This is a genomic window from Corynebacterium phoceense (assembly GCF_900092335.1).
GTDB classification, from domain to species: Bacteria; Actinomycetota; Actinomycetes; order Mycobacteriales; family Mycobacteriaceae; genus Corynebacterium; species Corynebacterium phoceense.
In genome coordinates, this window is record NZ_LT596208.1 from 1,458,132 (window position 1) to 1,481,867 (window position 23,736).

Annotated in this window: 20 protein-coding genes and 2 pseudogenes; 6 read left to right on the top strand and 16 right to left on the bottom strand. The window is 62.9% G+C overall.

The genetic code is table 11. The features are described from left to right. Window positions 1-192 precede the first annotated feature (192 nt). Both BN9444_RS11105 and BN9444_RS11110 read right to left on the bottom strand, forming a co-directional pair. Window positions 193-1,584, bottom strand: coding sequence for a class II 3-deoxy-7-phosphoheptulonate synthase (locus BN9444_RS11105; protein ID WP_066492015.1), 1,392 nt, complete (start codon window positions 1,582-1,584; stop codon window positions 193-195). Between the two features lie 57 nt (window positions 1,585-1,641). Continuing rightward, complete coding sequence (locus BN9444_RS11110) at window positions 1,642-2,148, bottom strand: polyadenylate-specific 3'-exoribonuclease AS (protein ID WP_066492014.1); 507 nt, start codon at window positions 2,146-2,148, stop codon at window positions 1,642-1,644. 59 nt (window positions 2,149-2,207) lie between these two features. Here BN9444_RS11110 and BN9444_RS13690 point away from each other — a divergent pair, with 59 nt between their 5' ends. Continuing rightward, window positions 2,208-3,395: a glycosyltransferase 87 family protein gene (locus tag BN9444_RS13690; protein WP_077210082.1), complete on the top strand. Its 1,188-nt coding sequence runs from the start codon at window positions 2,208-2,210 to the stop codon at window positions 3,393-3,395. A gap of 18 nt (window positions 3,396-3,413) precedes the next feature. Here BN9444_RS13690 and BN9444_RS15220 read toward each other — a convergent pair. From BN9444_RS15220 to ctaC, 12 genes and pseudogenes are all read right to left on the bottom strand, one after another. Further along, window positions 3,414-4,454: pseudogene (locus BN9444_RS15220) on the bottom strand (acyltransferase family protein); the annotation flags it as partial. Window positions 4,455-4,507: 53 nt separating this feature from the next. Continuing rightward, window positions 4,508-5,251: a lysophospholipid acyltransferase family protein gene (locus tag BN9444_RS11120; protein WP_066492009.1), complete on the bottom strand. Its 744-nt coding sequence runs from the start codon at window positions 5,249-5,251 to the stop codon at window positions 4,508-4,510. A gap of 26 nt (window positions 5,252-5,277) precedes the next feature. Further along, window positions 5,278-6,222, bottom strand: a complete 945-nt coding sequence (locus BN9444_RS11125) for an ROK family protein (protein WP_068801926.1) — start codon at window positions 6,220-6,222, stop codon at window positions 5,278-5,280. A gap of 50 nt (window positions 6,223-6,272) precedes the next feature. After that, window positions 6,273-7,397 carry a glycosyltransferase family 4 protein gene (locus tag BN9444_RS11130; RefSeq protein WP_068801927.1) on the bottom strand — a complete coding sequence of 375 codons (1,125 nt, stop codon included), beginning with the start codon at window positions 7,395-7,397 and terminating at the stop codon, window positions 6,273-6,275. Between the two features lie 27 nt (window positions 7,398-7,424). Then, entirely contained in the window at window positions 7,425-8,489 is a 1,065-nt protein-coding gene (locus BN9444_RS11135; RefSeq protein ID WP_068801928.1) for a C40 family peptidase, read from the bottom strand. Between the two features lie 139 nt (window positions 8,490-8,628). Then, window positions 8,629-9,195, bottom strand: a complete 567-nt coding sequence (locus tag BN9444_RS11140) for a C40 family peptidase (protein ID WP_084759304.1) — start codon at window positions 9,193-9,195, stop codon at window positions 8,629-8,631. A 1,367-nt stretch (window positions 9,196-10,562) separates the two neighbouring features. Next, entirely contained in the window at window positions 10,563-12,185 is a 1,623-nt protein-coding gene (gene qcrB / locus BN9444_RS11145) for a cytochrome bc1 complex cytochrome b subunit (RefSeq protein ID WP_066511899.1), read from the bottom strand. Further along, complete coding sequence (qcrA, locus tag BN9444_RS11150; RefSeq protein WP_066491985.1) at window positions 12,185-13,405, bottom strand: cytochrome bc1 complex Rieske iron-sulfur subunit; 1,221 nt, start codon at window positions 13,403-13,405, stop codon at window positions 12,185-12,187. The genes qcrB and qcrA overlap by 1 nt, the downstream gene beginning before the upstream one ends. Next, window positions 13,405-14,304 carry a cytochrome bc1 complex diheme cytochrome c subunit gene (gene qcrC, locus BN9444_RS11155; protein WP_066491982.1) on the bottom strand — a complete coding sequence of 300 codons (900 nt, stop codon included), beginning with the start codon at window positions 14,302-14,304 and terminating at the stop codon, window positions 13,405-13,407. The genes qcrA and qcrC overlap by 1 nt, the downstream gene beginning before the upstream one ends. A 69-nt stretch (window positions 14,305-14,373) precedes the next feature. Further along, a complete protein-coding gene (ctaE, locus tag BN9444_RS11160; protein WP_448304456.1) occupies window positions 14,374-14,985 on the bottom strand; it encodes an aa3-type cytochrome oxidase subunit III in 612 nt (203 codons plus the stop codon). 590 nt (window positions 14,986-15,575) lie between these two features. Further along, entirely contained in the window at window positions 15,576-16,007 is a 432-nt protein-coding gene (ctaF, locus tag BN9444_RS11165) for an aa3-type cytochrome oxidase subunit IV (RefSeq protein WP_068801929.1), read from the bottom strand. A gap of 12 nt (window positions 16,008-16,019) precedes the next feature. Next, window positions 16,020-17,105 (bottom strand): aa3-type cytochrome oxidase subunit II, encoded by a 1,086-nt coding sequence (gene ctaC, locus BN9444_RS11170; RefSeq protein ID WP_066491976.1) that lies wholly within the window; start codon window positions 17,103-17,105, stop codon window positions 16,020-16,022. A gap of 439 nt (window positions 17,106-17,544) precedes the next feature. On the opposite strand from ctaC, the gene asnB reads away from it, so the two are divergent. Further along, the gene (asnB, locus tag BN9444_RS11175) at window positions 17,545-19,467 is read left to right on the top strand and encodes an asparagine synthase (glutamine-hydrolyzing) (protein ID WP_066491974.1); all 1,923 of its coding nucleotides are present in this window, start codon (window positions 17,545-17,547) and stop codon (window positions 19,465-19,467) included. A 12-nt stretch (window positions 19,468-19,479) separates the two neighbouring features. Continuing rightward, a complete protein-coding gene (locus BN9444_RS11180; RefSeq protein ID WP_068801930.1) occupies window positions 19,480-19,791 on the top strand; it encodes a hypothetical protein in 312 nt (103 codons plus the stop codon). A gap of 100 nt (window positions 19,792-19,891) precedes the next feature. Here the strand turns inward: BN9444_RS11180 and BN9444_RS11185 are convergent, their stop codons facing one another. Beyond that, window positions 19,892-20,236: a HesB/IscA family protein gene (locus BN9444_RS11185; protein ID WP_066491972.1), complete on the bottom strand. Its 345-nt coding sequence runs from the start codon at window positions 20,234-20,236 to the stop codon at window positions 19,892-19,894. A 211-nt stretch (window positions 20,237-20,447) separates the two neighbouring features. Between BN9444_RS11185 and BN9444_RS11190 the strand changes: the two genes are divergently transcribed. Together BN9444_RS11190 and BN9444_RS11195 are read left to right on the top strand one after the other, a co-directional pair. Beyond that, complete coding sequence (locus BN9444_RS11190; RefSeq protein ID WP_233423581.1) at window positions 20,448-21,092, top strand: DUF3043 domain-containing protein; 645 nt, start codon at window positions 20,448-20,450, stop codon at window positions 21,090-21,092. Window positions 21,093-21,098: 6 nt separating this feature from the next. Beyond that, window positions 21,099-22,097 carry a nicotinate-nucleotide--dimethylbenzimidazole phosphoribosyltransferase gene (locus BN9444_RS11195; RefSeq protein ID WP_068801931.1) on the top strand — a complete coding sequence of 333 codons (999 nt, stop codon included), beginning with the start codon at window positions 21,099-21,101 and terminating at the stop codon, window positions 22,095-22,097. Window positions 22,098-22,229: 132 nt separating this feature from the next. On the opposite strand, the gene BN9444_RS11200 is transcribed toward BN9444_RS11195, so the two are convergent. After that, window positions 22,230-23,330: a branched-chain amino acid aminotransferase gene (locus tag BN9444_RS11200; RefSeq protein ID WP_066491960.1), complete on the bottom strand. Its 1,101-nt coding sequence runs from the start codon at window positions 23,328-23,330 to the stop codon at window positions 22,230-22,232. A 113-nt stretch (window positions 23,331-23,443) separates the two neighbouring features. Between BN9444_RS11200 and BN9444_RS14865 the strand changes: the two are divergent. Then, window positions 23,444-23,736: pseudogene (locus BN9444_RS14865) on the top strand (M17 family peptidase N-terminal domain-containing protein); the annotation flags it as partial.

Sequence of the window (23,736 nt, forward strand, 5' to 3'; positions counted from 1 at the left end):
CGAGTTCTTTCGTGTCATACCCCGATAGTGGCTCCAACATATCTCCCCCATGAGATCCCTCCGAATGATGAAGCCAACGCTATCCCAGCCTGGTGGGGTCGGCAACCGGACCGGATTTCAGAACAACGAAGCACCCAAAACTGGCAGGTTTTGGGTGCTTCGTTGTCGTGAAATCCGGCTCACACAGCGCCGTTACTGGTGGCGGAGCATCTCCGCGACGAGGAAGGCGAGCTCGAGGGACTGCTGCGTGTTCAGGCGCGGGTCCACGAAGGACTGGTAGCGGCCCGGCAGATCGACCTCGGTGATGTCCTCAGCTCCGCCGAGGCACTCGGTGACGTCCTCGCCGGTGAACTCGAGGTGGATGCCGCCCGGGTGGGTGCCCAGCTGGCGGTGGACCTCGAAGAAGCCCTGGACCTCGTCGATGATCTTGTCGAAGTGGCGCGTCTTGTAGCCGTTGGAGGCGGTGAAGGTGTTGCCGTGCATCGGGTCGGACTGCCAGACGACCTTGTGGCCGGATTCTTCGACGGCCTTGACAACGGGCGGCAGGACGGTACGAATCTTGTCGTAGCCCATGCGCACGATCATCGTAAGGCGGCCGGGCTCGCGCAGCGGATCGAGCTTCTCCGCGTAGTCGACGGCCTGCTCCGGGGTAACACCCGGGCCGAGCTTGATGCCGACTGGGTTGCCGATAAGCGCGGCGAAGTTAACGTGGAAGTCGTCGATACCGCGGGTGCGCTCGCCAATCCAAACCTGGTGAGCCGAGAGATCGTAGAGCTTGGTCTGGCCATTGGCGTCCTTGCCCAGGCGCAGCATGGAGCGCTCGTAGTCGCGCAGGAGCGCCTCGTGCGAGCAGTAGATGTCCGCTGCACGCAGGACCGTGTCGTCCACGCCGCAGGCCGTCATGAAGTTAAGGCCGTTTTCAATCTCGTTGGCCAGCTGCTGGTAGCGCGCACCGGCGGAGGAATTGGCGACGAACTCGCGGTTCCACTCGTGCAGGCGGTAGAGATCCGCCGTGCCGGAGGACGTGAGCGCGCGGATGAGGTTCATCGCGGCCGAGGAGTTTGCGTAGGCACGAATCATGCGGGCCGGATCGTGCTTGCGGGCCTCTTCGTTGTTCTCCACGCCGTTGACGATGTCGCCGCGGTAGCTGAGCAGGCCCTCGCCGTCGATGTCCGAGGAACGCGGCTTCGCGTACTGGCCAGCAATACGGCCGAGCTTGACCACCGGGGTCGAGGCGCCGTAGGTGAGCACGACGGCCATCTGCAGCAGGGTCTTGATGTTGCCGCGGATGTGCGGCTCGGTGTTGGACTCGAAAGTCTCGGCGCAGTCGCCGCCCTGGAGCAGGAAGGCCTTGCCCAAGGCGACATCGGCCAATTGCTTCTTCAGGTTTTCGATCTCAGGGGCCACGACGATGGGCGGCACAGACTCAAGGATCTTGCGGACGTTGTCCGCCTGGGCCTGGTCCCAGCTGGGCTGTTGCTTCGCGTCGCGGGAGATGACGTCCTGGAAGGCCTCCTCGATACCATCAGGCAACGGCGGGAGATCTGGCAGGGCTTCTTTAGGGATATCTACTGTCCAACTCACCCCGCCATTATGACACATGGTGCGGAAATAGAAACTATAAACTGGCAGTTACATTCGCTAGAGCACGCGGTTGCCAGGCGACAGCGGCAGCGCCTCCATGCAGGCGTGGAACTTCGCGAGGTTGTGGCGCGCGTCCACGAGTGCGTCGTGGTTGCCGTCCGGTACCGGCGGCAGCGCGGGGCGTCCGGCGAATTCCCAGTACTGCTTGAGCTCGCGGGTATAGCGCGGAATCTCGCGCGGCAGCGCCGCCATATCGCCCCAGAGCTGGGCCACGAGCACGTGGTCGTAGTCGCCCACCCACGCCCACAGCTGCGGCGGGGTGGGCGCGCTGGTGAGGAACTCGAGAACCTCCTCACGGATGCGTGCCGCCGAGCGCCACACCTTGTCCGAGGGGCTGGGCAGCTTGTCCAGCACGTGCTCGCGCACCCACGGGTTAGCGCGCGCCGGATCAAAGTCTGTCGACACCGCGTAGTATTCGCGGCCGTCCTCGGCCACGATGCCGATGGAGACCAACTCGATGGTCTGGCCGTCCTCGATAAACTCGGTGTCGTAGAAGTATCGCACGCTAGCCACTCTAGCCTGCGAATTCGGCCGCGCCCGCGTTGGGGCTAAGATTCCCATTCATGATAGTCCTCGCCTGGCTGGCGCTCGCTGCAGCTCTTCTCTTCGCCACCGTCGACGCCGGGGCGCTGCTGCGCGGCGAGGGCCTCGCGTGGCACCACCACATCGATCTCCTCGTCTACCAGGCAGGCGGGCACGCGGCCCTGAGCGGCGAGACCTACTACGACCAGGTCTTCGCCGTGGACGGCACGCAGCTGCCGTTCACCTATCCCCCATTCGCCGCGCTTGTCTTCACACCCCTCGCGCCGCTGCCGTGGCAGCTCGCCGCGTTGGCGTGGAATGCAGCGACTCTCGCAGCGCTGTGGTGGTGCATTCGTCTCCTCGTCCGCGACCCACGCACCGCTCTCCTGCTCACCGCGGCCGCCGCGTGGACCGAGCCACTCACCGAGAACCTCTCCTTCGCGCAGATCAATGTGTTCCTCGCCGCGCTCGTGCTTTCCGATGCCCTCTTTATCTCCGTCCATCCCTCCCCCAGCGTCGCACGGTGGCGCGGGTGGCTTACCGGCGTGGCGATGGCCATCAAGCTCACTCCGGCGGTCTTCCTCGCCTACTTCTTTGCCAGGCGCGACTGGCGCGGCGTGGCTGGGGGCATCGGAAGCTTCGTGGCGTGCTCGGTGGTGGGACTGCTGCCGCGTCCAGAGAACTCGGTGGAGTATTGGACCGCGACGCTGCGCGACTCGGAAAGGATTGGTGCCTTGGCGTATGCGGGCAATCAGTCCCTGCGGGGATTCGTGGAGCGGCTAGGCCTCGGCGAGGGCTGGTGGCTCATGGGGGTCGCGGTTCTAGGCGTTGTGCTCGCAGTCGCGCTCTTTATCCGGCTGCGCGAGCCAGCGGCGCTCGTTCTCGTCACGTCGCTCGCGGCCCTGCTGGGCTCGCCGGTGTCGTGGTCGCACCACTTCGTGTGGTGTGTACTCCTCGCGGTCTTCTTTACGGCGCGGCAGAACTGGTGGCTCGCGGTGCCAACGTGGATCGTGCTCTTCGCGCGCGGGCACTGGCTCGTGCCGCATGCGCACGACTTCGAATACGGGTGGTCCTGGTGGCAGATGCTGCCGGGCAACGACTATCTAGCGTGGGGTGGCGTGCTCGCACTGTGCGCGGCGCTGGCTCCACAGTTCTTTGAGCGACGGCAGGCGCGGCGGGACCATGGTCCAACGCAGCACCGGGATCTTCTCCACGAGCCACAGCGCTAGGCTGCCCACGGCCGCGGCGGCAAAACAGCCCCAAATCCAAAAGTCGGTGGACTCGAGCGGCCACTCGCCGGCCTTCGTAATGTCCCACTCGAAGTAGGTCTTCGGGAAGCCAAAAAGCGCGATGATGCCGAGGTGGTGGCCTAAGTAGATAGGCAGCGTGTGGCTGCCAATGAACCGGAAGAAGCCGGAGACGAAGGGCACGTGGGCCAGCAGGACTGCGGCCGCGATGCCGGCGGGCAGCTGCAGGGACTGCTCGGCGAAGCGCACCAGGAGCTTCGCTTCTTCAAAGCCAAGGTTCCCTGCGCCCGGCAGTGGCCAGGCAACGTCGATGGGTTCGACGCGCTCGTCGAAACGGCCGCGCAGCGTCACACTCGCCGCATACGTGGCAACGGTGAGCGCCAGGGCCCACCACGTCGCGCGCGTGGGGTGGCGCAGCGAGTCAATGGACTCGGCAAACGTGGTGATTGCGGGGCGTAAGTACACGCCGGCCATGAAGACGGGCAGGAACATGATGGCTTTGCCCACCACGAAGTACTCCTGCGTGTAGCCAAGGAGCAGCAGCGGGCTAAAGCTCGCGGCGAGGCCCGCCCACGGCAGCAGCTTGCGCACGGCCCACAGGAAGATGTTGTAGACCACGAGCGAGTGGAGGAACCAGCCCATGGAGTGGCCGAGCATGACGGTGTGCAGGCTCTCGCGCCAGGTATCGAGTGGCGTGTCGAAGGCATAGTGGAAGTCCCACGTGCTCATGCGCAGCTCGACGAGGGACCATATGAGATACGGAATGAGCAGAAACCACAGGCGCTTGCGGAAGAATTCGCCGAAGCGGAAGTTCAGGACCTTCTGCGAGAAGAAGCCGGAGATGACGAAGAACAGGGGCAATCGCAGCGGGTCGATGAGCTCATTCGCCTGGGCGGCAAGCGAGTGCTCGCCCTCGGGTACGGCGAGACGCACGTGCAGCAGGACGACGCCCAGGATCGACACGCCGCGAGCGACATCCGGCCAGGCGAGACGTTGCTTCTGAGGGGCGGGTACCGAATGCGGGGCAGAGATAGTAAGCACGTCCTTACACGGGAAATAGAGTCTATCCCGCGATTCTAATGCTTGAGCGGGCGCTACTGGGAATTTCCGGGCTGCGCGCCGTCCGGGTAGCCGTGACCAGCGGCGAGCGAGGCCTTGACGTCCGAGGCGTAGACATCAACGTAGGGCTTGCCCGCGAGGCGCGCGAGGGTGTGCATGAAGTCGTCCGTAAAGGCGCGCTGGGTGGCATGCTCGGCGGGGTCGAGACCGCGCTCGGCCGCCCACGCATGGGGATCGATGGGCTCGCCCACGCGCATGCCCACCTTCACTGGGCGCGGAATCCACGTGCCGATGGGGTTGGCGTCGCGTGTGCCCACCATCGCGATGGGGACGACGGGATAGCCGGTCTCCATGGCGACACGCGCCATGCCGGTGCGCCCCTTGTAGATGCGACCGTCCGGCGAGCGCGTGCCCTCGGGATAAATGCCGAAGACATCGCCACGGTCGAGGATTTCCTTCGCCGTGGCTGCCATATCGTCCGCCGCGGACTCCGAGGTGCGCACGACGGGAACCTGCCCCACGGAGCTGAAGAACCACGCCTGCGCGCGTCCCACGGGGCCGGGGGTTGTGAAGTACTCGGACTTCGCCAGGAAAATGATCTGGCGCGGGCACATGAGCGGGAAGAAGAACGAATCCATGACGGCCTGGTGGTTGGACGCCACGATGGCGGGGCCTTCGGCCGGGATATTGTCCATGCCCTCGGACCACGGGCGGTTCCACACACGCAGGGCGGGACCGAAGAAGATGTGCTTAAACGCCCAGTACCACTTGTTGTGCATTGCTATCCTGCCCTCGTCGGAAAATTCTAGGCGCGAGTAAGCGCCTGGCGCGCGATATCGGCCACGCCGATCATACCCGCGGCCGAGCCCAGAGCCGCCGTCGCCACACGGGCCAGCGGGCGGTGCCCCGCGCCGACGATGGACTGCGCCATCGTCTCGCGCGCGGTATCAAGGTAGACGTCCGCGTCGCCCGCTACGCCGCCGCCGAGGACGATGAGCTCCGGGTCGAGGATGTCCGCGACGATGGACAGGCCCTGGCCGAGCCAGCGTGCGAAGTCCTCCATGACCGCAACGCCCAGCGGGTCGCCGTCGCGCGCAGCCTGCGCGATGGCCACGCCGGAGGGGTTGTCCGGGAGCGTGGTCTCGTAGGAGCCACGCAGTTCGCGCACCGTGTCCGGAAGCGCCGTGCCCGAGGCGTAGCGCTCGAGGCAGCCGCGCTTGCCGCAGGAGCACTCGCGTCCGCCCGGCACGACCACGATGTGGCCGAATTCAGGGGCGGTGCCAAACGCGCCGCGGAAGATCTCGTCGCCCGTCATGAGCGTCGCGCCGATGCCCGTGCCCACGGCGAAGAAGACCCAATCGTGGGCGCCGCGGCCAGCGCCAAAGCGCCACTCGCCCCACGCCGCAGAGTTCGCGTCATGCTCGATGACAACGGGGATGTCAAGGTGGGCCTGCAGGCTGGCGCGCACGGCGGCATCACGCCACGGCAGGTGCGGAGCAAAGCGGACCAACTCGCGGTCCGGATCGATGAATCCAGCAATCGCTAGGCCCACAGCCTGCACCGGATACTCTGCGCGCAGCTCGGTGATGAGCGCGAGGATGGCAGCGTCAAGTTCCTCCCCCGTCGCGGGCGTAGGGAGCGAACGCGAGTCGATGATCTCCCCCTCGGCGGTGACGACACCGGCGCGAAGATTGGTGCCGCCGATGTCGAATCCCACGGTGAGATTGTCAGAGGGGGAGAATTTTTGCATGCAAGTAGGATATACCCCTCCCCCGTCCGCGTCACATCATGCGGGCCACGCTAGGCCATAATCGCGCGCAGACGAGCGCCCATAATCTCCCACGTCCAGTTCTCCTCGACATGGCGCCGGCCGGCTCGGCCCATCGCGCACGCGCGCTTCGGGTCATCAAGCAGCGTAAGGATCGCCTGGGCGAGCTCGTCCTGCGAGTTGCCGCGCACGACGATGCCCGTCTCTGGCGTCACCGTCTCCGGCGCGCCGCCCGAGTCGCCCGCAATGACGGGCAAACCTGCGGCCTGGGCCTCGAGGTAGACGATGCCCAGGCCCTCGACGTCGAGGCCGCCGCCGCGCGTGCGGGCGGGCATGGCGAAGATATCCGCGGCGGCCAGCGCCATGGCAATCTCCTCCTCGTCCGCGGCTTCGTGGAAAATCGTCTCCGGCGCGTACATCTCCGCGAGCTGCTCGAGCGCCGCCCGGTAGCGCCCGCGGCCGATGAGCAGCAGGCGCGCCTTAGGATAGCGCTCCCGAATGCGCGGCATGACCCGCAGCAGCTGGTCTTGCCCCTTGCGTGGAACGAAACGAGAGACGCAGACGATGACAGGATCGGCATCTTCGAGCTCATAAAAAATCTCGCCGTGGCGCATAGCCAACTCGCTGTAAGGCTCAAACATGTCCGTGTTGACGCCGCTGGGCAAGTGTACCCACTCGGGGCCGGGGCCGAAGGCGGGGCGCAGGCGGCGCAGCGTATAGGCCGCGATGTAGGTGATGACGTCCGCATGCTTGCCGATGCCCCGCAGCGCCTGGCGCGCGCCCGGCAGCATGGACCAGCCCACCTCGTGGCCATGGGTCGTGGCCACCACTTTCCTGGCGCCGGCGGCCTTGGCGGCGCCGCCCATGAGCGCAAGCGGTGCTGCGGCGCCGAACCAAACGATCTCGATGCCGCGCTCGGCGATGATGCGCTGCATCTCGCGGCGCGTGGCCGGAGTGGGCAACATCATGCGCCGCGGCCACCGGATGACCTCGTAAGGCAGCTGCGCATCAAAGGCGGCTGCGGCTTCGGCGTCCTGGGTTGAGGCGAAGACGAGGACGTCGGCAGGGTCCAGGGTCGCAAGAAAATCGCGCAAATACGACTGAATCCCACCGATGGTCGGCGGGAAATCATTAGTCACAAGCAGAATGCGAGGCATGGCTGTGAGCCTACCGCGTGCGCGCGTCTAGAAGCGGACGGCTCCCTGTACCGGCATGGAGTCGACCGGGACAACCTGGACCGGCACGCCATACGTCGAGGCATGGACGACCTGGCCGTCGCCGATATACATGCCCACGTGGGTCACACCCGGGTAGTAGCCGATGACGTCGCCCGGCTCGAGCTGATCCATGGGCACGGGCGTGCCGCCGGCCAGCTGTGCCTGCGAGGTACGCGGGATGGACTTGCCCTCCTGCGCGTAGGCCCACACCATCAGACCGGAGCAGTCGAAGCGATCCGGGCCGGTCGCGCCCCAGCCATAGGGAGCTCCCTGCTTGGTGAGTGCTGCAGCGACGGCCTTGCCACCGACGCCCGACTCGGCGAGGCGTGCGAGCAGCTCCGGATCGATCTCGCGGGTCACACCACCGAACTGAGCCTCCCACTGCGCGCGCTGCTCCTCGTTGAGTGCGTCGACACGCGCCTCGATGTCGCGCTGCTGCGCCTCGAGGGCCTCCTTCTCCTTGACAACACGAGCACGCTGCTCTTCGAGGCGGGTCTGCTCCGCGCGGGCAGCATCCGCGGTCTCGACGGCCTTCGCATGGGCAGTGTCAGCGTCCTGCGAGGCCTGCGTCATCGTGCTGAGTTCGCGGTGGGCGTCACGCGACAGGGCGCTGAGGTAGCCCAGGCGCTCGATGGCCTCCTGCGGGTTGGCAGACTCAAGCGCGGTCGTCGCGGCGGAACGGTGCGCCCCGCGGTAACGGGACTGTGCCAAGCCGTTGATGGCGGCCTGCTGGGAGCCAACGGCGCCGCGGGCGGCATCGGCAGCCTGGGCGGCGGCCTGGGCTTGGGCAGCGAGGTCATCGGCCTTCGCCTGCTGGGCGGCGAGGTCATCCTCGAGCTGCTTGACTTCCTCGTTCTTCGCGGAGACCTTCTGGGCGACCTCACCGACCTCGTCGACGAGCGCTTGCATATCAGTATTCTCCGGCGCCTGCACCGACTCTTCGGCCGGCAGCTCCTGCGCGATAGCCGGGACGGCGGTGGAAGCGAAAGCAACACTGACCAGCGCCAGGTTGATGCGGTAAGGAAGACGCACGGAAGAACCCCTCAAAAATTGCAAGTGAATACACCTACTATAGAAGAACTTAAGGACAATCTCAGCATCGTCATACGAAAAAGGAAAAACCCCATCTCGACAAGGGTCGAGACGGGGTAAGCCGAGACCGGCGTGCAGACTAGAAACGCACGATGGAGTGGATCGGCATGTAGTTGAGCGGACGCTCGGCCACGGTGGTGCCGGAATTGAGCGAGTCAATCATGACGCCGTTACCGGCGTAGATGGCGACGTGGGATGCGCCACCGTAGTACACAACAATGTCGCCCGGCTGGATGTCCGACATGGACACCTGCTGGCCCTGGGCAGCCTGTGCCTGGGAGGTACGCGGGATGGACTTACCAGCCTGTGCGTAAGCCCAGGAGGTCAGACCAGAGCAGTCGAAGCTGCTCGGGCCGGCGGAGCCCCAGCCGTACGGGGAACCGATGGCGCTGCGGGCAGCGGCGACGACCTTGTCACCGGTGGACTGCTGCGGGGCCGGAGCCGGAGCAGCGGCAGTCTGCGGGACGGTAGCCGTTGCGTTGTAAGTCTTGGCCTGCGCCTGAACCTGGTTGAAGGACGGCACGTACTGGCCGATGTTCGGGACATCCTTGATACCCGGGATGTTCTCGATGCCATTGACGTTCACCGAGTAGTTGGTGTTCGGAATGACAACCTCGGCTGCCTGGGCAACACCCGGAACCGCCACGGTTGCGGTTGCAGCGAGAGCTGCGGTGNGTACTGGCCGATGTTCGGGACATCCTTGATACCCGGGATGTTCTCGATGCCATTGACGTTCACCGAGTAGTTGGTTTTCGGAATGACAACCTCGGCTGCCTGGGCAACCCCCGGAACCGCCACGGTTGCGGTTGCAGCGAGAGCTGCGGTGCCCGCGATACGGCGGGTGGTGTTAGTGCCCTGACGACGGTGCTTAGCCACGAATAAATCTCCAAATCTTCAGTCGCGCCTACCTCCGCGGCGGGCCAAAGCGTTTCTCGTCTTCTACGAGTCCCGTCTTCGGCGGCGTTCCACCCGGCCACCGTGACGGTGGACTGTGATGATGTGGAAGCGTGGAAGCTCTGGCCCAGTGGGGGCCTAACGTTCGTTGGCGCGGGCGTTCCTGTATCCCGCACCTCCGCTCGGCTCACCCTGTCGAGAGTGGGCCAGATACGGCGCTAGTGTTCATTTTTCGATTGAGCACTCATGGGGAGCGCTGCAATGTCTCGATAAGGTTACGAAACCATTACGAGAATTGTCTAGCCGCAACACCACTATCCGCTCGTTACAAGGCCGTTATCGTCCCGTTATCAAACTTCGGTTTCTCAGGGTTTAATCCGAATGTCGAGCGCAATAGCACTCCAAAACAGTTGCACAACCTGCACCATTTCCGAACTTAACAAACTATTAAGTTCTGCATTAAACCCTAAAATCTACGCAAACAAAGTGCTATCGTGACCTTCGTCACATACATGTAACATTGGGCGCATTTACCCCACACAGCACATGGTGCACAGCGTCTGTTACCGGGTTTTGGTCGCATCGTGACCCCGAATGCGGCGCCGCACCCCTCGTTGTGTCAGCACCGTGGGGATTCCGATGCACTCCCCCGTTTGCGTCGGCTCACAGGCGGCAGCCACGCCTGCGTGTAGGCTGCCGCCACGGCTTGTAGCGTTGCCCGTTGCCGCCGGCTCTAAGACGCAGTCATATGGGCGCCTGAAGGTCTCTCAAGACCGGCGCCCTGAGGCACCCCACGAATCCCTGCTGCGAAGCGCAGCGGCCTACCGGCAGACTCAGCTACGGTTGCCGCACGGCTTCACCGTGAGCGTCGCCCACACACCCCATGCACGCACCCCGATTCACGTGCGTAACGGTGACTCTCGAACGCCGAGTGATTCATGTCTGCGGTGGCAGCCCCTGTCCACGTCTCAGGGACCCTCTCCCGCTTCTATTGGCTTCATCTCGCAGTATTCCGCGCTTGGGCGCTTCCTTATATATAGGGAGTGAAAAACTGACGACCCCGCCGCAGCCTGCTCCAGGCTGTGGCGGGTTGGTGACAGTTTCGAAGGAAGGAAGGCGCTAGATGCGGCCGTTTTCTTCGTCGTCGCGGCGATTGGCCTCGTTGAGGGCGCGGTACATGTCCGCCTCCTCGGCGGCGTTCTCTGCGTGGATTTCGTGAACCTTGCGCATCAGGCCCTCGTCGTCCGGGGCAAAGATACCCTGGGTCTCGGAGTCAGCCAGACCAAGGTGGTTGAGCTGCTTCGGGACGTACGCACCGGCGTACTCAAGCGGAACCGGGTGGCCGTGCTCGTCGACCGGGCCGAGCGGCTGGTGAACCTCGATGAAGGCACCGTTCGGCAGCTGCTTCAGAACACCGGTCTCGATACCGTGCTCGAGAACCTCACGGTCGGAGCGCTGGAGACCAACGCAGATCTTGTACGTAAGGAAGTAAGCAATCGGCGGAACCACGATGAGACCGATTCGACCAACCCAGGTCATCGCGTTCAGCGAAATCTGGAAGAAGTGAGCCACGTGGTCGTTACCACCGGAAATGGTAACCAGAACGAAGAAGGAGATAGCCATCGCGCCGAGGCCGGAACGCACCGGCACGTCGCGCGGACGCTGCAGCAGGTTGTGGTGAGCGTCGTCGCCAGTCATCTTCTTCTCGATGAACGGGTAAGCGATAAGCAGGATAACCATGATCATGGCGACCACGACGACCCAGAATGCACCCGGGATGGTGTACTTACCGAGGTAGAGCTCCCACGCCGGCATGACACGGGCGAGACCGTCAGTCCACAGCATGTAGATATCAGGCTGGGAACCAGCGGAGACCTGCGACGGGTTGTACGGGCCCAGCAGCCAGATGGCGTTGATGGTGAGCAGACCCGACATGAGCGCCAGCACGCCAGCGACCATGAGGCCCATGCCGATAGCCTTCGTAGCGAAGACCGGCATAATACGGACGCCGACAACGTTGTTCTCTGCGCGGCCCGGTCCCGGGAACTGCGTGTGCTTCTGGAACCAGACGATGAGAACGTGAGCAGCGATGAGGGCGAGGATGATGCCCGGGATAACCAGCACGTGGAGGATGTAGAAACGATCCAGCATGAGGTCGGACGGGAAGTCACCATCGAAGATGGCCCAGTGCAGCCAGGTACCGATGACCGGGATGGTCAGGATGATGGCCGACATAATACGGAGGCCGACACCGGAGAGCAGGTCATCCGGGAGGGAGTAGCCGAGGAAGCCCTCGACCATGCCCAGGAGGATAAGCGTGCAACCGATGATCCAGTTAGCCTCACGCGGGCGGCGGAACGCACCCGTGAAGAAGATACGCAGCATGTGCGCGACCATGGACATCATGAACAGCAGGGCTGCCCAGTGGTGCATCTGGCGGACAAAGAGGCCACCGCGAACCTCGAAGGAGAGGTCCAGGGCGGATGCGTATGCGGAAGACATCTCGACACCGTTGAGCGGTGCGTAGGTGCCGTCGTAGATGACCTTCGTAATCGACGGGTCGAAGAAGAGGGCCAGGTAGATACCAGTCAGCAGCAGGATGATGAAGCTGTAGAGCGCCATCTCACCGAGCATGAAGGACCAGTGGGTCGGGAAAACCTTGTTCAACTGCGGGCGAACCGCACCGGACAGCGTGAAACGGCTGTCAACGTTGTTGCCAATCTTTGCGAGTTTATTGCTCATTATGACTTACGCTCCCAGTATGCCGGGCCGACAGGCTCAATGAAGTTGCCCTTGGCGACCAGGTAGCCGTCCTCATCAATCGTGACCGGCAGCTGCGGCAGCGCACGGGCGGCCGGGCCGAAGACCGGCTTTCCGTACTGCAGAGCGTCGAACTGCGACTGGTGGCACGGGCAGAGAATACGGTTGGTCTGAGCCTCGTACAGCGAGGTCGGGCAACCAATGTGGGTACAAATCTTAGAGAAGGCGTAGTAATCGCCGTAGTGGAAGTCCTCCTGGCCCTCACGCTCAATGACCTTCTGCGCGTCAGAGTTACGCAGACGGATGAGCATGACCGCGTTGCGGTTGCCGTGGATGGAGTGCATGTGGTTCTCGTAGACATCCTTCTGCGGATCGTAGAGATCGCCGTCGTTGACGTCGGACTCTGCGAGCGGGAAGACAGTCTCCATGCCGCCGGCGGCCAGGTCCTCTGGGCGCACGCGGACGAGGCGAGTAACACCCTGCGTCGTGTAGTGCGTGCCGGACTCGCCTTCGTGCTGCTCGGCGATCGTGCCGGTATCGCGTGCGAGGTAGAGCTTGACGCCCTTCTCATGCAGCGTCCAACCGGAGGTCCACATCGTGCCGTCGCCGGCGTAGTTGAGCTCGTGGCGAACCTTCCACGGGTTCTTGATGGCGCCACCCAGCGGGGCAACGACGGTGAGACCGAAGAGAACGGCGGCACCGCCGAGCAGGCCCTGGAGGGTCTTGCGGCGACCAAGGGTGGAGGTCTTCCACGAGTCGTTGAGGAGCGCGGTCAGCGTGCGGCGATCAATCTCGTCCGACGGACCGTCGTGGCGACGCTGCACGGAAATTTCCTCCGGCAGAATGCGCTTGACGTACTGCACGATGGCGATGCCCAGCGAGAGGATGGACAGGCCAGACGTAAGACCCAGCAGCGGGGTGTACAGGGTGTGCCATGCAAGGCCCTCTTCGCCGAGGGACTTGTAGTGCCACGGCCAGAACAGGTAAATGGCAAGGAATGCCAGACCCATAACGATGGCCAGTGCAGCCCACACGCCGACGTTGACGGCAGCGCGCTTTTCTGCAGGATCGCCAGCGACCGGGAAACGCTCCTTGCGGAACGCCACGGTGACGCCGTCCATCTCAGCACCCAGGGCGGTGAGCTCAGCATCAGACATGTTCTTGAGCTCGGCTTCGGTGTAGTTCTTGTTTACGTTGCTCATTAGTGGCGCGATCCAATCCACATAGCGGCAGCACACAGTGCGGTGATGCCGATGATCCACATTGCAAGGCCTTCAGAGACCGGGCCAAGTCCGCCCAGGTCCCAACCAGCCGGAGACGGGGTCTCCTTCGCGGACTTGATGTAAGCGATGATGTCCTTCTTCTCGTCAGCAGTGAGCTGGCGGTCAGAGAACTTCGGCATGTTCTGCGGGCCGGTGAGCATCGCCTGGTAGATCTCCTGCTCGGAAGCAGGAGCCAGCGGCGGTGCGTACTTACCGGAGGACAGTGCGCCGCCCTGGCCGGTGAAGTTGTGGCACGATGCGCAGTTCATACGGAAGAGCTCGGAGCCCTTCGCGACATCTTCTGCCTGGATGTTGCCGTCGTAGTTGGCGCCGCGGAGCGACTCCTGTGCGACGGAGCCGTCCTCGTTGTACACGATGTCCGGGCCGCCACCGTTGGCAGCGACGAATGCGGCAAGCGCGAGCGTCTGCTGCTCGGTGTAGCGCGGGGTCTTGCGCTCAGCTTGGGCGTCGTTCGACATCATCGGCATGCGGCCAGAGTGCACCTGGAAGTACACGGAGCCGGCACCGATACCCACCAGGGAAGGACCGCGGTCCTGGATGCCCTGGAGGTTCGCACCGTGGCAGGTGATGCAGGCGGTGTCGTAGATGTCCTTGCCTTCTTGCACGAGGGCAGCGTCATCCTTCTGCGCCGTCGCCACCTGAGCGTCGGGAGAGAGGGCGGAGGCCAGGACGCCAGCACCGGTAAGACCGATGGTGAGGGCAAAGGCACCCGCGAGCGTGCGCTTGACCTTGCGGCCGCGACGCGTCTTTGTTGCCGCAGCAGTATCAGGGGTCTCCCCTGCTGCCTGTGCGGCGTTCATTGGATTGGTATCCATCATTTTCCTTTGAGTTACTGGAGTTCGGAAATGAATGGCGGTGGACCGATTGTTGTCTCGGTGTCCTACGGCCTACTGAATGATGTAGATAACGACGAAGACGCCGATCCACACGACGTCAACGAAGTGCCAGTAGTAGGACACTGCCATTGCGGCGGTTGCCTGTGCCGGCGTGAACTTCGACTTAGCCGTACGGAGCAGAATCGCGATGAAGGCCAGAAGGCCTGCCGTCACGTGCGCCGCGTGGAAACCGGTCAGGATGTAGAAGACCGATCCGAAGACGCTGGACTGAATGGTCACGCCGTGGATGATCAGGTGGGTCCACTCATAGGCGAGGATGCCAATGAAGACCACAGCCAGTGCGATCGTCGCCGAGTACCACAGTCGAAGCTTGTATACGTCACCCCTTTCAGCTGCGAAGACGCCGAATTGCGAGGTCACGGAAGACAAGACCAGGACCGCAGTGATGACAAAGCCCATCGGTACGTTGATGTGCTCGGTCCAGTGCGCCCAGTCGCCGTCCTGACCATTAGCTCGCGAAGTAAACCACATCGCAAACAGTCCGGCGAAGAACATTAATTCCTGAGACAGGAACACGATGGTGCCAACGCTGACCATATTCGGTCGGTTCAGCGCAGCAACACGTGGTGCTGTCATACCTTGATTTGAAACTGTGCTCGTCACGCAGTCAATTATGACCTTTTAACAGGCATAAGTCACCCGAGACCCCCCACTTCTTTCCGGCTCGTCCAAGGTTGTAGCCAGGTTTCTTCCAGCCGCTCGCGACTTAAAAACGTCGAAAAATAGTTGGGAACTTTTTCCGCTCCCATACGACGCCGCATCTCTGCAGGTAGAAGCGCCCAAAAAGGAGGTATCCCCCCTACCGCCAGTTTTACTAGCTGGCCGCTGGTTCACATTGAAACGAAATACACGAATATTTCCAGAGTTTCGCTGAGAGATAAATCACTTACATGTCGGCGCGTTTTTCCCAGGGTTGCAACTTTCGGTTGACCCCCGGTTCAAAATGGCCTTCACGTGCAGTTTTCTTTCCAAGCACAGTCGCTGGCGCACGCGAGCAACTCCCCCTAGGCCCGCAAACTATGCGCAAATTTCCCGGCTTCGCAAAAATCATGGAACTCCAGGGAACTATTTTGTGTCAGGTCCGACGATCGCCAAATGCCCCTGTACGTAGCGGGAAGCTACGCACAGGGGCACGAGAAGTGTGGGGCGGGGACAGTCGCGGGCCGTGGCGGCCGGCGGCCATCCGAGGAAGCTTAGTGCTTCTCCTTCGGGATGCCGTACTGCAGCGACAGACGGAAGGTGAAGTACACCAGCATGGCGGCGCCGAGAGCAATCATCCAGAAGTACAGGAAGATGATGCCCAGACCCATAACGGCGATGGACATGGTCATTGCAAACGGGTAGATGGAGCCCGGCGAGAAGAAGCCGAGGATGCCAGCGCCGTCTTCAGTTTCAGCCTCTTCCCAATCGCTCGGAGAAAGGTCCGTGCGGTTATCGGTGAACTGAAGGTAGACGGCGAGCATGATACACATGACGGCCGCGAGAGCCATGGCGACGATACCGATCCACTCCGGACCGTAAAGGTAGCCGTCGTCGCGAGTGAAGTTGACGCCGAAGACGTAGACAATCTCGGAGACGATGAGATATGCCGCGATGGCGTAGAAGACGTTAGAACCTGCGCGCATTGTATTTCTCCTTTAGGCGTTCTCGTCGACGAAGTTGTCGCCGGTCTTGGTGTCGCGAACGCTGTTGAACGGCTGAGTGGTGACCGCGTACGGATCCTCACCGATGGAGGCGAGAGCCTCAGAGTTCGGAGCGTCCGGGTTGTCGTTGCGGAACTTCATGTAGTCCGCGAACTTCTCTGGGGTCACAACGCGCAGCTCGAAGTTCATCATCGAGTGGTAGGTACCGCACATCTCAGCACAGCGACCAACGAACGCGCCTTCCTTGGTGATCTCCTCGATCTGGAAACGACGCTCCTGCTGGTTGTTCTCCGGGTGCGCGTACACGTCGCGCTTAAAGAGGAACTCCGGAACCCAGAAGGCGTGCGAGACGTCACCGGAAGCGAGACGGAACTCAATCGCGGTGTGCGACGGGAGAACCAGAACCGGAACCTCTTCGGTGGTGCCGACGGTCTCGATGTCGTTGTAGTTGAGGTAGGAAAGGTCACCCATGGACTTGCCGTGAATCGGGTTCGGGTTCTTCACACCCTCCGGGTCAACGGAGGATTCCTCGGCGAGCTTGTTGCGCTCCTCGTCGGTGCCGTCATAGTCGGAGCCGGTCGGGGAAAGCTCACCCTTGACGCCGGCATAACCGAACTTCCAGTTCCACTGGTAAGCCGTCACGTCGACCGTTACCTGTGGGTCCTTATCAAGGGCGACAACCTTCTGTTGTGCCTGAACCGTGAAGAAGAACAGGCCCATGATGATGAGGATCGGGACGATGGTAAGCACCATCTCGAGCGGCACGTTGTACTGCAACTGCTTCGGGAACTCGCCCTTGCCTTCCTTCTTGGCGCGCTTTGCGCTCCAACGGAAGATTGCAGTGAGGAACAGGCCCCACATGACGAAACCGATGAACCATGCAACAACCCAGACCCAGATCCAGAAGTTGTACATTCCCTCAGCCTCAGGCGTAATGCCCTTCGGCCAACCAAATCCCAGGAGGTTTTCAACGGCCGAAGGCGCCTGTACATCACAGGCCGCCAGTGCCAAACCGCCCAGGGCAATTGCGCCAGCTAGGCCCGCCTTACGGGCGAAGTTGCGCTGCTTACGCTGTCCCACGTGTGTTCTGCCTTTCTGTCCACACAAAACTTCTCGAATACTCCCAGAGCATTCCTATCAACACAGGATAGTGCATAGACAGGCCCCATCAGCCCTGTTCGAGGCTGACAGGAAACTCGTATATACACATAAGGAGTATGTCCGGAAGGGATATTACAGGTCGACCACGACAATCTCTCCCCACCACCCCCACAGGTCCAGTATGCCGTGTGCCTTAATTCACAAAGCAGCCCGCGCTACACCATCCGAAAGTTTGCACCCTAAAGGGGACGCTGCGCATTCGAAGGTTCTCAGGCGGCCCTCTCCCACCCCTCCGCGACCCGCAGCGACCTGTACACCGGGTCGTTTCCGCGCGTCTGAAACACCGGCTCAGCACGCGGGGCCGTAAGCTGTGGGACAGATATTTTCGTTTTCGCCATATTAAAGGAGCAATCACTACATGTGCGGACTTTTGGCCCTGCTATCGGCCTCGGGAAACGCTGGCGACTACGTCGACGCAGTCGAGCGCGCTCTGCCCTGCATGCATCACCGCGGCCCCGATGCCGCCGGCACCTGGCACGATGACGACGCGGCGTTCGGCTTCAACCGTCTGTCCATCATCGATATTGAGCACTCGCACCAGCCGCTGCGTTGGGGCCCGGAGGGCGAGGAGAACCGCTACGCCCTCACGTTCAACGGCGAGATATACAACTACGTCGAGCTGCGTGCAGAACTCAAGGAACTGGGTTACACCTTTAATACTGAGGGCGACGGCGAGCCCATCGTCGTTGGCTACCACCACTGGGGTGCTGACGTCGTCGAGCACCTGCGCGGCATGTTCGGCTTCGTTATTTGGGACACCAAAACGAAGACCATGTTCGCGGCCCGCGACCAGTTCGGCATCAAGCCGCTCTACTACGCCACCACTCCGGCGGGCACCGTATTTGCCTCCGAGATGAAGTGCATCCTGGAGATGGCCGAGGACCTCGGTCTAGGACTCAGCCTTGATAAGCGCGCCATCGAACACTACGTCGACCTCCAGTACGTCCCGGAGCCGGAGTCCCTGCATGCGAATATCCGCCGCGTCGAGTCGGGCTCTACTGTCACGCTCACTCCCGGCGGCGAGGTCCTCAACACTCGCTACTTCAAGCCCCAGTTCCCGGTGCAGCAGGTGCCGGCTGGCCAAGAGCAGCAGCTCTTCGACCGCATCGCCCGTGCCCTCGAAGATTCCGTGGAAAAGCACATGCGCGCTGACGTCACCGTCGGCTCCTTTCTTTCCGGCGGTATCGACTCCACGGCCATCGCGGCGCTGGCCAAGCGCCACAACCCGAACCTGCTCACTTTCACCACTGGCTTCGAGCGCGAGGGCTACTCCGAGGTTGACGTTGCTGCAGAGTCTGCGGAGGCCATCGGCGTCGAGCACATCGTCAAAATCGTCTCCCCCGAGGAATACGCGGACGCCGTGCCGAAGATCATGTGGTACCTCGACAACCCGGTTGCAGACCCCTCGCTCGTGCCGCTCTACTTCGTGGCACAGGAGGCCCGCAAGCACGTCAAGGTCGTGCTCTCCGGCGAGGGCGCTGACGAGCTCTTCGGCGGCTACACCATTTATAAGGAACCACTCTCCCTAGCCCCGTTCGAGAAGATCCCGGATCCGCTGCGTCGCGGCCTAGGCAAGCTCTCCCAGATCTTGCCCGAGGGCATGAAGGGCAAGTCGCTGCTCAACCGCGGTTCCATGACGATGGAGGAGCGCTACTACGGCAACGCACGCTCCTTTAACTTTGAGCAGATGCAGCGCGTTATCCCGTGGGCCAAGCGCGAGTGGGACCACAAAGAAATCACGGCACCCATCTACGCCCAGTCGCAGGGCTTCGACCCAGTCGCCCGCATGCAGCACCTTGACCTGTTCACGTGGATGCGCGGCGACATCCTGGTCAAGGCTGACAAGATGAATATGGCGAACTCGCTCGAGCTGCGCGTGCCTTTCCTCGATAAGGAGGTCTTCAAGGTCGCGGAAACCATCCCGTATGACATGAAGATTTCACACGGCACCACGAAGTACGCGCTGCGCAAGGCCATGGAGCAGATCGTTCCGGCGCACGTCCTTCACCGCAAGAAGCTCGGCTTCCCGGTGCCCATGCGTCACTGGCTCGCCGGCGATGAACTCTATGGCTGGGCCCAGGATGTCATCAACGAGTCCCAGACCGAGGACATCTTCAATAAGAAGGAAGTCCTCGAGATGCTCAAGGAGCACCGCGATGGCGTCTCCGATCACTCGCGCCGCATCTGGACCGTCGTGGCGTTTATGATCTGGCACGGCATCTTCGTCGAGCACCGCATCGATCCGCAGATCGAGCAGCGCGACTACCCCATCCGGCTCTAGGAGAGCCCCGGCATGTCACTGCAGCGGAAAACGTACGAGCTGAGCGTGGACGGTTACCACTTCCGCGCCACGGTCAGCGCGACCCACCGCAGTGTTGACTGGCTCGACTGCCCCAACGAGTACCTTCCTTCTGGCTACTCGTCCACCGTCTATGTCGCAGCCGAGACAAGCCGAACAGACGGCAACGGAACGCAGACTCCGCCGCTTCCTACTGCCGAAAAGGTACGCGCGGATATCCGCGTATGGCTTTCCACCCTCGACGAGCTTGACGAACTCGAGGACACCGGCGACGCCAGTGACACCGGTGACATCGACGAGTCGTAGAGCGTCTGCGTTACAAGGCAAAGAGAAAACCGCCGCTTTCCCTTGATTTAAAGGGAAAGTGGCGGTTCTTTTGTACGTCTTAAGGGACGCGCGAGAAGCCTTAGTTGAAGGAGTCTCCGCAGGCGCAGGAGCCGCCAGCGTTCGGGTTATCGATGGTGAAGCCCTGGGACTCGATGGTGTCCGCGAAGTCGATCTTGGCGCCGGTGAGGTATGGGACGCTCATCTTGTCAACGACGAGGTTGACGCCGTCGACGTTGTCGACCTTGTCGCCGTCGAGGGTGCGGTCGTCGAAGTAGAGCTGGTAACGCAGGCCAGCGCAGCCACCCGGCTGGACAGCGATGCGCAGCGACAAGTCGGTGCGGCCTTCCTGCTCGAGCAGAGCCTTTGCCTTGGCGGCAGCGGCCTCAGTCAGGATGACGCCAGTTTCGGAAACGGGAGCGGTCATTATCTTCTCCTTGAAAATATGGTCCGTAAAGTGTCCCCCACCTTACTCCGAATTTTTCCGGCCTTAAAGCGCCGGCACGCGTACTCGGAGGATGGGCCAGCGTCCACGAGGAAGCGGCAGACGCTGGAATAAACGGTTCAACGTGCGAGACAGCTGCCTTATTCCCACCACATTTCCCACCTTTCACCCCGGCCTTGTAGTCTTGGATTTCGTGAGTAATAGCAGCGAAAACACCACCGGAGCAGACCAGCCCCGCAAGGGCTACACCCCACCCAAGGGACGCCCCACGCCCAAGCGCAACGAGCAGGAAATCGCGCGCGGCGTGCGACGCGACCCGAACGGGGCATCGGAAGCCCAGCGCTACCAGCACCGCAAGGAGCTGAAGAAGTCCATGTCCAAGGAGGAATGGAAGGACTACAAGCGCAAGGAGCGCGAGGAGCGTAACAAGCGCAACAAGGAGGCGCAGAAGCGCATGGAGGCTGGCGACGAGCGCTACCTCCTGCCGCGCGATAAGGGCGAGGTCCGCCGCTTCGTGCGCAACTGGGTCGATAGCCGCCGCTTCCTCAATGAGTGGGCCATGCCGTTTATGATCGTCCTCCTCGTCATCCTCTTTATCGGCATGTACAACCCGACGTTCGCGAATATCTCCACGCTCATCGCGATGGTCTTCATCGTCATCTTCGCCGTCGAGGGCGTGTGGCTGGCCCGCAAGGTCAATAACGCGGTGCGTCTCAAGTTCCCTGGCACCACCGAGGCCGGCTTCGGCCTGGGCTTTTACGCCTACGGCCGCGCCACCCAGCCGCGCAAGTGGCGCACCCCGCGCCCGCAGGTCGAGCGCGGCGCCGAGGTCAAGTAGGCCCACATGGCGCAGTTCGAGTCCGTTCCGGTCCCTGACGCCCAGGCTGCCGATGCCACCGCGCTCGCCCTCGGCTCCACGCCCCTCGGCGTGTCCTTGGGTACGGTCAATGCTCCCGCTGTATGGCTCTCAGCCTGCCAAGGCGAGGTTCCCGCGCATGCTCCGCGACGTCCGCGCCTTGTGGTTTTCGTCGGCGAGAACGGCATCGCCACTCGCCAGCGCGACGGGGTAGGACTCTCTGCTTTCGCTCCCGAGGCCACCGCGCAACAGGCACAACAGCTCGCTGACGGCCTCTCCCCGGCTGCCGTCCTCGCCGGTCGCCTGGGCGTGGGCCTGCGCACCGTCGACTGCCCACCCGCTGCAGCCATCGACGTCGAGAACGCCTGCACCCCCGAGGGCCTCGAGGAAGCCCTCGCCCTCGGCGCCCGCGCTGCCGACGAAGAAATCGACGCCGGCACTGATTTCCTCATCCCCGGCGACCTGGGCGTGGGTTCCACGACCGTCGCCGCCGTCGTCATGGCGCGCCTCACCGGCACCGAACCCGTCGTCATCGTGGGCCCCGGCTCCGGAATCACGGACGAGGCGTGGAAGACCAAGGTCGCTGTCCTGCGCGACGCGCTCTTCCGGACGCGCAACCTCTCCGACCCACTGGAAATCCTCCAAGTCTCCGGCGGCCCGACCCTCGCCGCGCTCACGGGTTTCATCGGTCGCGCCGCCGCACGCCGCACGCCACTGCTCATCGACTCGCCGCTCCTGACGGTTGCCGCGGTCCTCGCCGAGCGCCTCGCCCCCGGCACCCGGCGCTGGATCTACGCCGCGAATACCTCCCGCGAGCCCGCGCATACGCTCGCGCTCCAAGACTTGGGCCTCACGCCGCTGCTCAACACGCTCACCACGACTGGCCAGGGCCTCGGATCGCTCTTCGCCTACCAGCTCCTCGCGGCCAGCCTCGAGCTCGTCGCCGACGAAGTCGCCGCCGTCCAGGCCGCCGCAGACCCCGCCTAGACCATCCGGATTCCAGGACAACGAAGGCCACACAACCGCCACGTTGTGGGGCCTTCGTTGTCCTGAGATTCCGCACGCAGCCCGTGGAGACAAAATAAAAGGACCCCGAGGGGTCCTTCCTTTACGCGCTCATTACTTCACGAGCGTGTGCAGCCAACCGTGCGTGTCTTCGACCGCACCGTGCTGAATGCCAGTGAGCTGCTCGCGCAGCGCCATGGTGGTCGTGCCAGCCTCGCCGCCGTTGACCTTGAAGTCGATGCCGTCGCCCATGACGTGGCCGACTGGTGTGATGACCGCGGCGGTACCGCAGGCAAAAGCCTCGGTCATCTTGCCGGACTCTGCATCCTCGCGCCACTCGTCGTAGCTCACGCGACGCTCTTCGACCTTGAGCCCCATGTCTTCGGCGACCTGCAGCAGCGAGTCACGCGTAATACCCGGCAGCAGCGAACCGGACAGCGCCGGAGTCACCAGCGTCTGGTTACCTTCCTCGCCGTAGACGAACGCGAGGTTCATGCCGCCCATCTCTTCGATGTACTTGCGGTCGATGGCGTCGAGCCAGACCACCTGGTCGCAGCCCTTCTCCGCTGCCTGCGCCTGTGCGAGCAGCGAGGCAGCGTAGTTGCCCGCGAACTTCGCAGCACCCGTACCACCCGGGGCAGCACGGACGTAGTCGGTAGACAGCCATACGGAGACCGGATTGACGCCACCGGTGAAGTACGCGCCCGCCGGGGACGCAATCACGATGTAACGGTACGTCGCAGCCGGGTGCACGCCCAGGGAAACCTCGGTGGAGATCATGAACGGACGCAGGTACAGCGCAGCCTCGCCGCCCGCGGCTGGGACCCAATCCTTGTCGATCTCGGTGATCTGGCGCAGGGACTCGATGAACTCATCCACCGGCAGCTCCGGCATAGCCATGCGCTTAGCCGAGTTGGCCATGCGGTTGGCGTTAGCCTCCGGACGGAACGTGGCAATGGTGCCATCCGGCTGGCGGTAGGCCTTGATGCCCTCGAAGATGGCCTGGCCGTAGTGGAAAACATTGGAAGCCGGGTCCATGCTAAACGGCGCATACGGGCACACCTGAGCGTCGTGCCAGCCGTCCTTCTCGTTCCAGTCGATGGTGACCATGTGGTCGGTAAAGTGCTTACCAAAGCCCGGGTTCTCGAGAATCTTCGCACGTTCCTCCGGGGAGGTCGGGGTGGGGTTCTTCGTCACGTTGTATTTCAAAGTCATGGCCTCTAACTTACTCTTTTTCTATCGCTCCACAGGCCACCCCCGTCAAATTTTTTCGCCTACAGTAGGCAGACAGTGCACTATTCATCTCGTTTCATTTGGAGGTCTTTCTCGTGACTGATTCTTCCCACGGCCCGCTGCTGGGCGTTTCCCCCACCGTTGAGCTCGCGACCGCCGCGCCCAAAGCTGCCGATGCCCTCCTCATCGCCGCCTTCCGCGGCGACGACGGCCTGGAAGTCCCTGGCTCCGCACTGCTCGATGCTGACGCAGTCCGCGCCACCTTCGACGCGCTGTCTGCTGTGGGTGCCACCGGCAAGTCCGGCGAGGTGACCCGCGTGCCAGCGCCGTCCGCCATCACCGAGGCGACCGGCGCACGCTCCATCGTCGCCGCCGGCCTGGGCGAGTC

Bases quoted from the DNA above. Each gene is read 5' to 3' on its own strand.
- BN9444_RS13690 (WP_077210082.1), top strand. From the start codon at position 2,208: ATGATAGTCCTCGCCTGGCTGGCGCTCGCTGCAGCTCTTCTCTTCGCC.
- BN9444_RS11120 (WP_066492009.1), bottom strand. From the start codon at position 5,251: ATGCACAACAAGTGGTACTGGGCGTTTAAGCACATCTTCTTCGGTCCC.
- BN9444_RS11125 (WP_068801926.1), bottom strand. From the start codon at position 6,222: ATGCAAAAATTCTCCCCCTCTGACAATCTCACCGTGGGATTCGACATC.
- BN9444_RS11130 (WP_068801927.1), bottom strand. From the start codon at position 7,397: ATGCCTCGCATTCTGCTTGTGACTAATGATTTCCCGCCGACCATCGGT.
- qcrB (WP_066511899.1), bottom strand. From the start codon at position 12,185: ATGAGCAATAAACTCGCAAAGATTGGCAACAACGTTGACAGCCGTTTC.
- qcrA (WP_066491985.1), bottom strand. From the start codon at position 13,405: ATGAGCAACGTAAACAAGAACTACACCGAAGCCGAGCTCAAGAACATG.
- qcrC (WP_066491982.1), bottom strand. From the start codon at position 14,304: ATGATGGATACCAATCCAATGAACGCCGCACAGGCAGCAGGGGAGACC.
- ctaF (WP_068801929.1), bottom strand. From the start codon at position 16,007: ATGCGCGCAGGTTCTAACGTCTTCTACGCCATCGCGGCATATCTCATC.
- asnB (WP_066491974.1), top strand. From the start codon at position 17,545: ATGTGCGGACTTTTGGCCCTGCTATCGGCCTCGGGAAACGCTGGCGAC.
- BN9444_RS11180 (WP_068801930.1), top strand. From the start codon at position 19,480: ATGTCACTGCAGCGGAAAACGTACGAGCTGAGCGTGGACGGTTACCAC.
- BN9444_RS11185 (WP_066491972.1), bottom strand. From the start codon at position 20,236: ATGACCGCTCCCGTTTCCGAAACTGGCGTCATCCTGACTGAGGCCGCT.
- BN9444_RS11195 (WP_068801931.1), top strand. From the start codon at position 21,099: ATGGCGCAGTTCGAGTCCGTTCCGGTCCCTGACGCCCAGGCTGCCGAT.
- BN9444_RS11200 (WP_066491960.1), bottom strand. From the start codon at position 23,330: ATGACTTTGAAATACAACGTGACGAAGAACCCCACCCCGACCTCCCCG.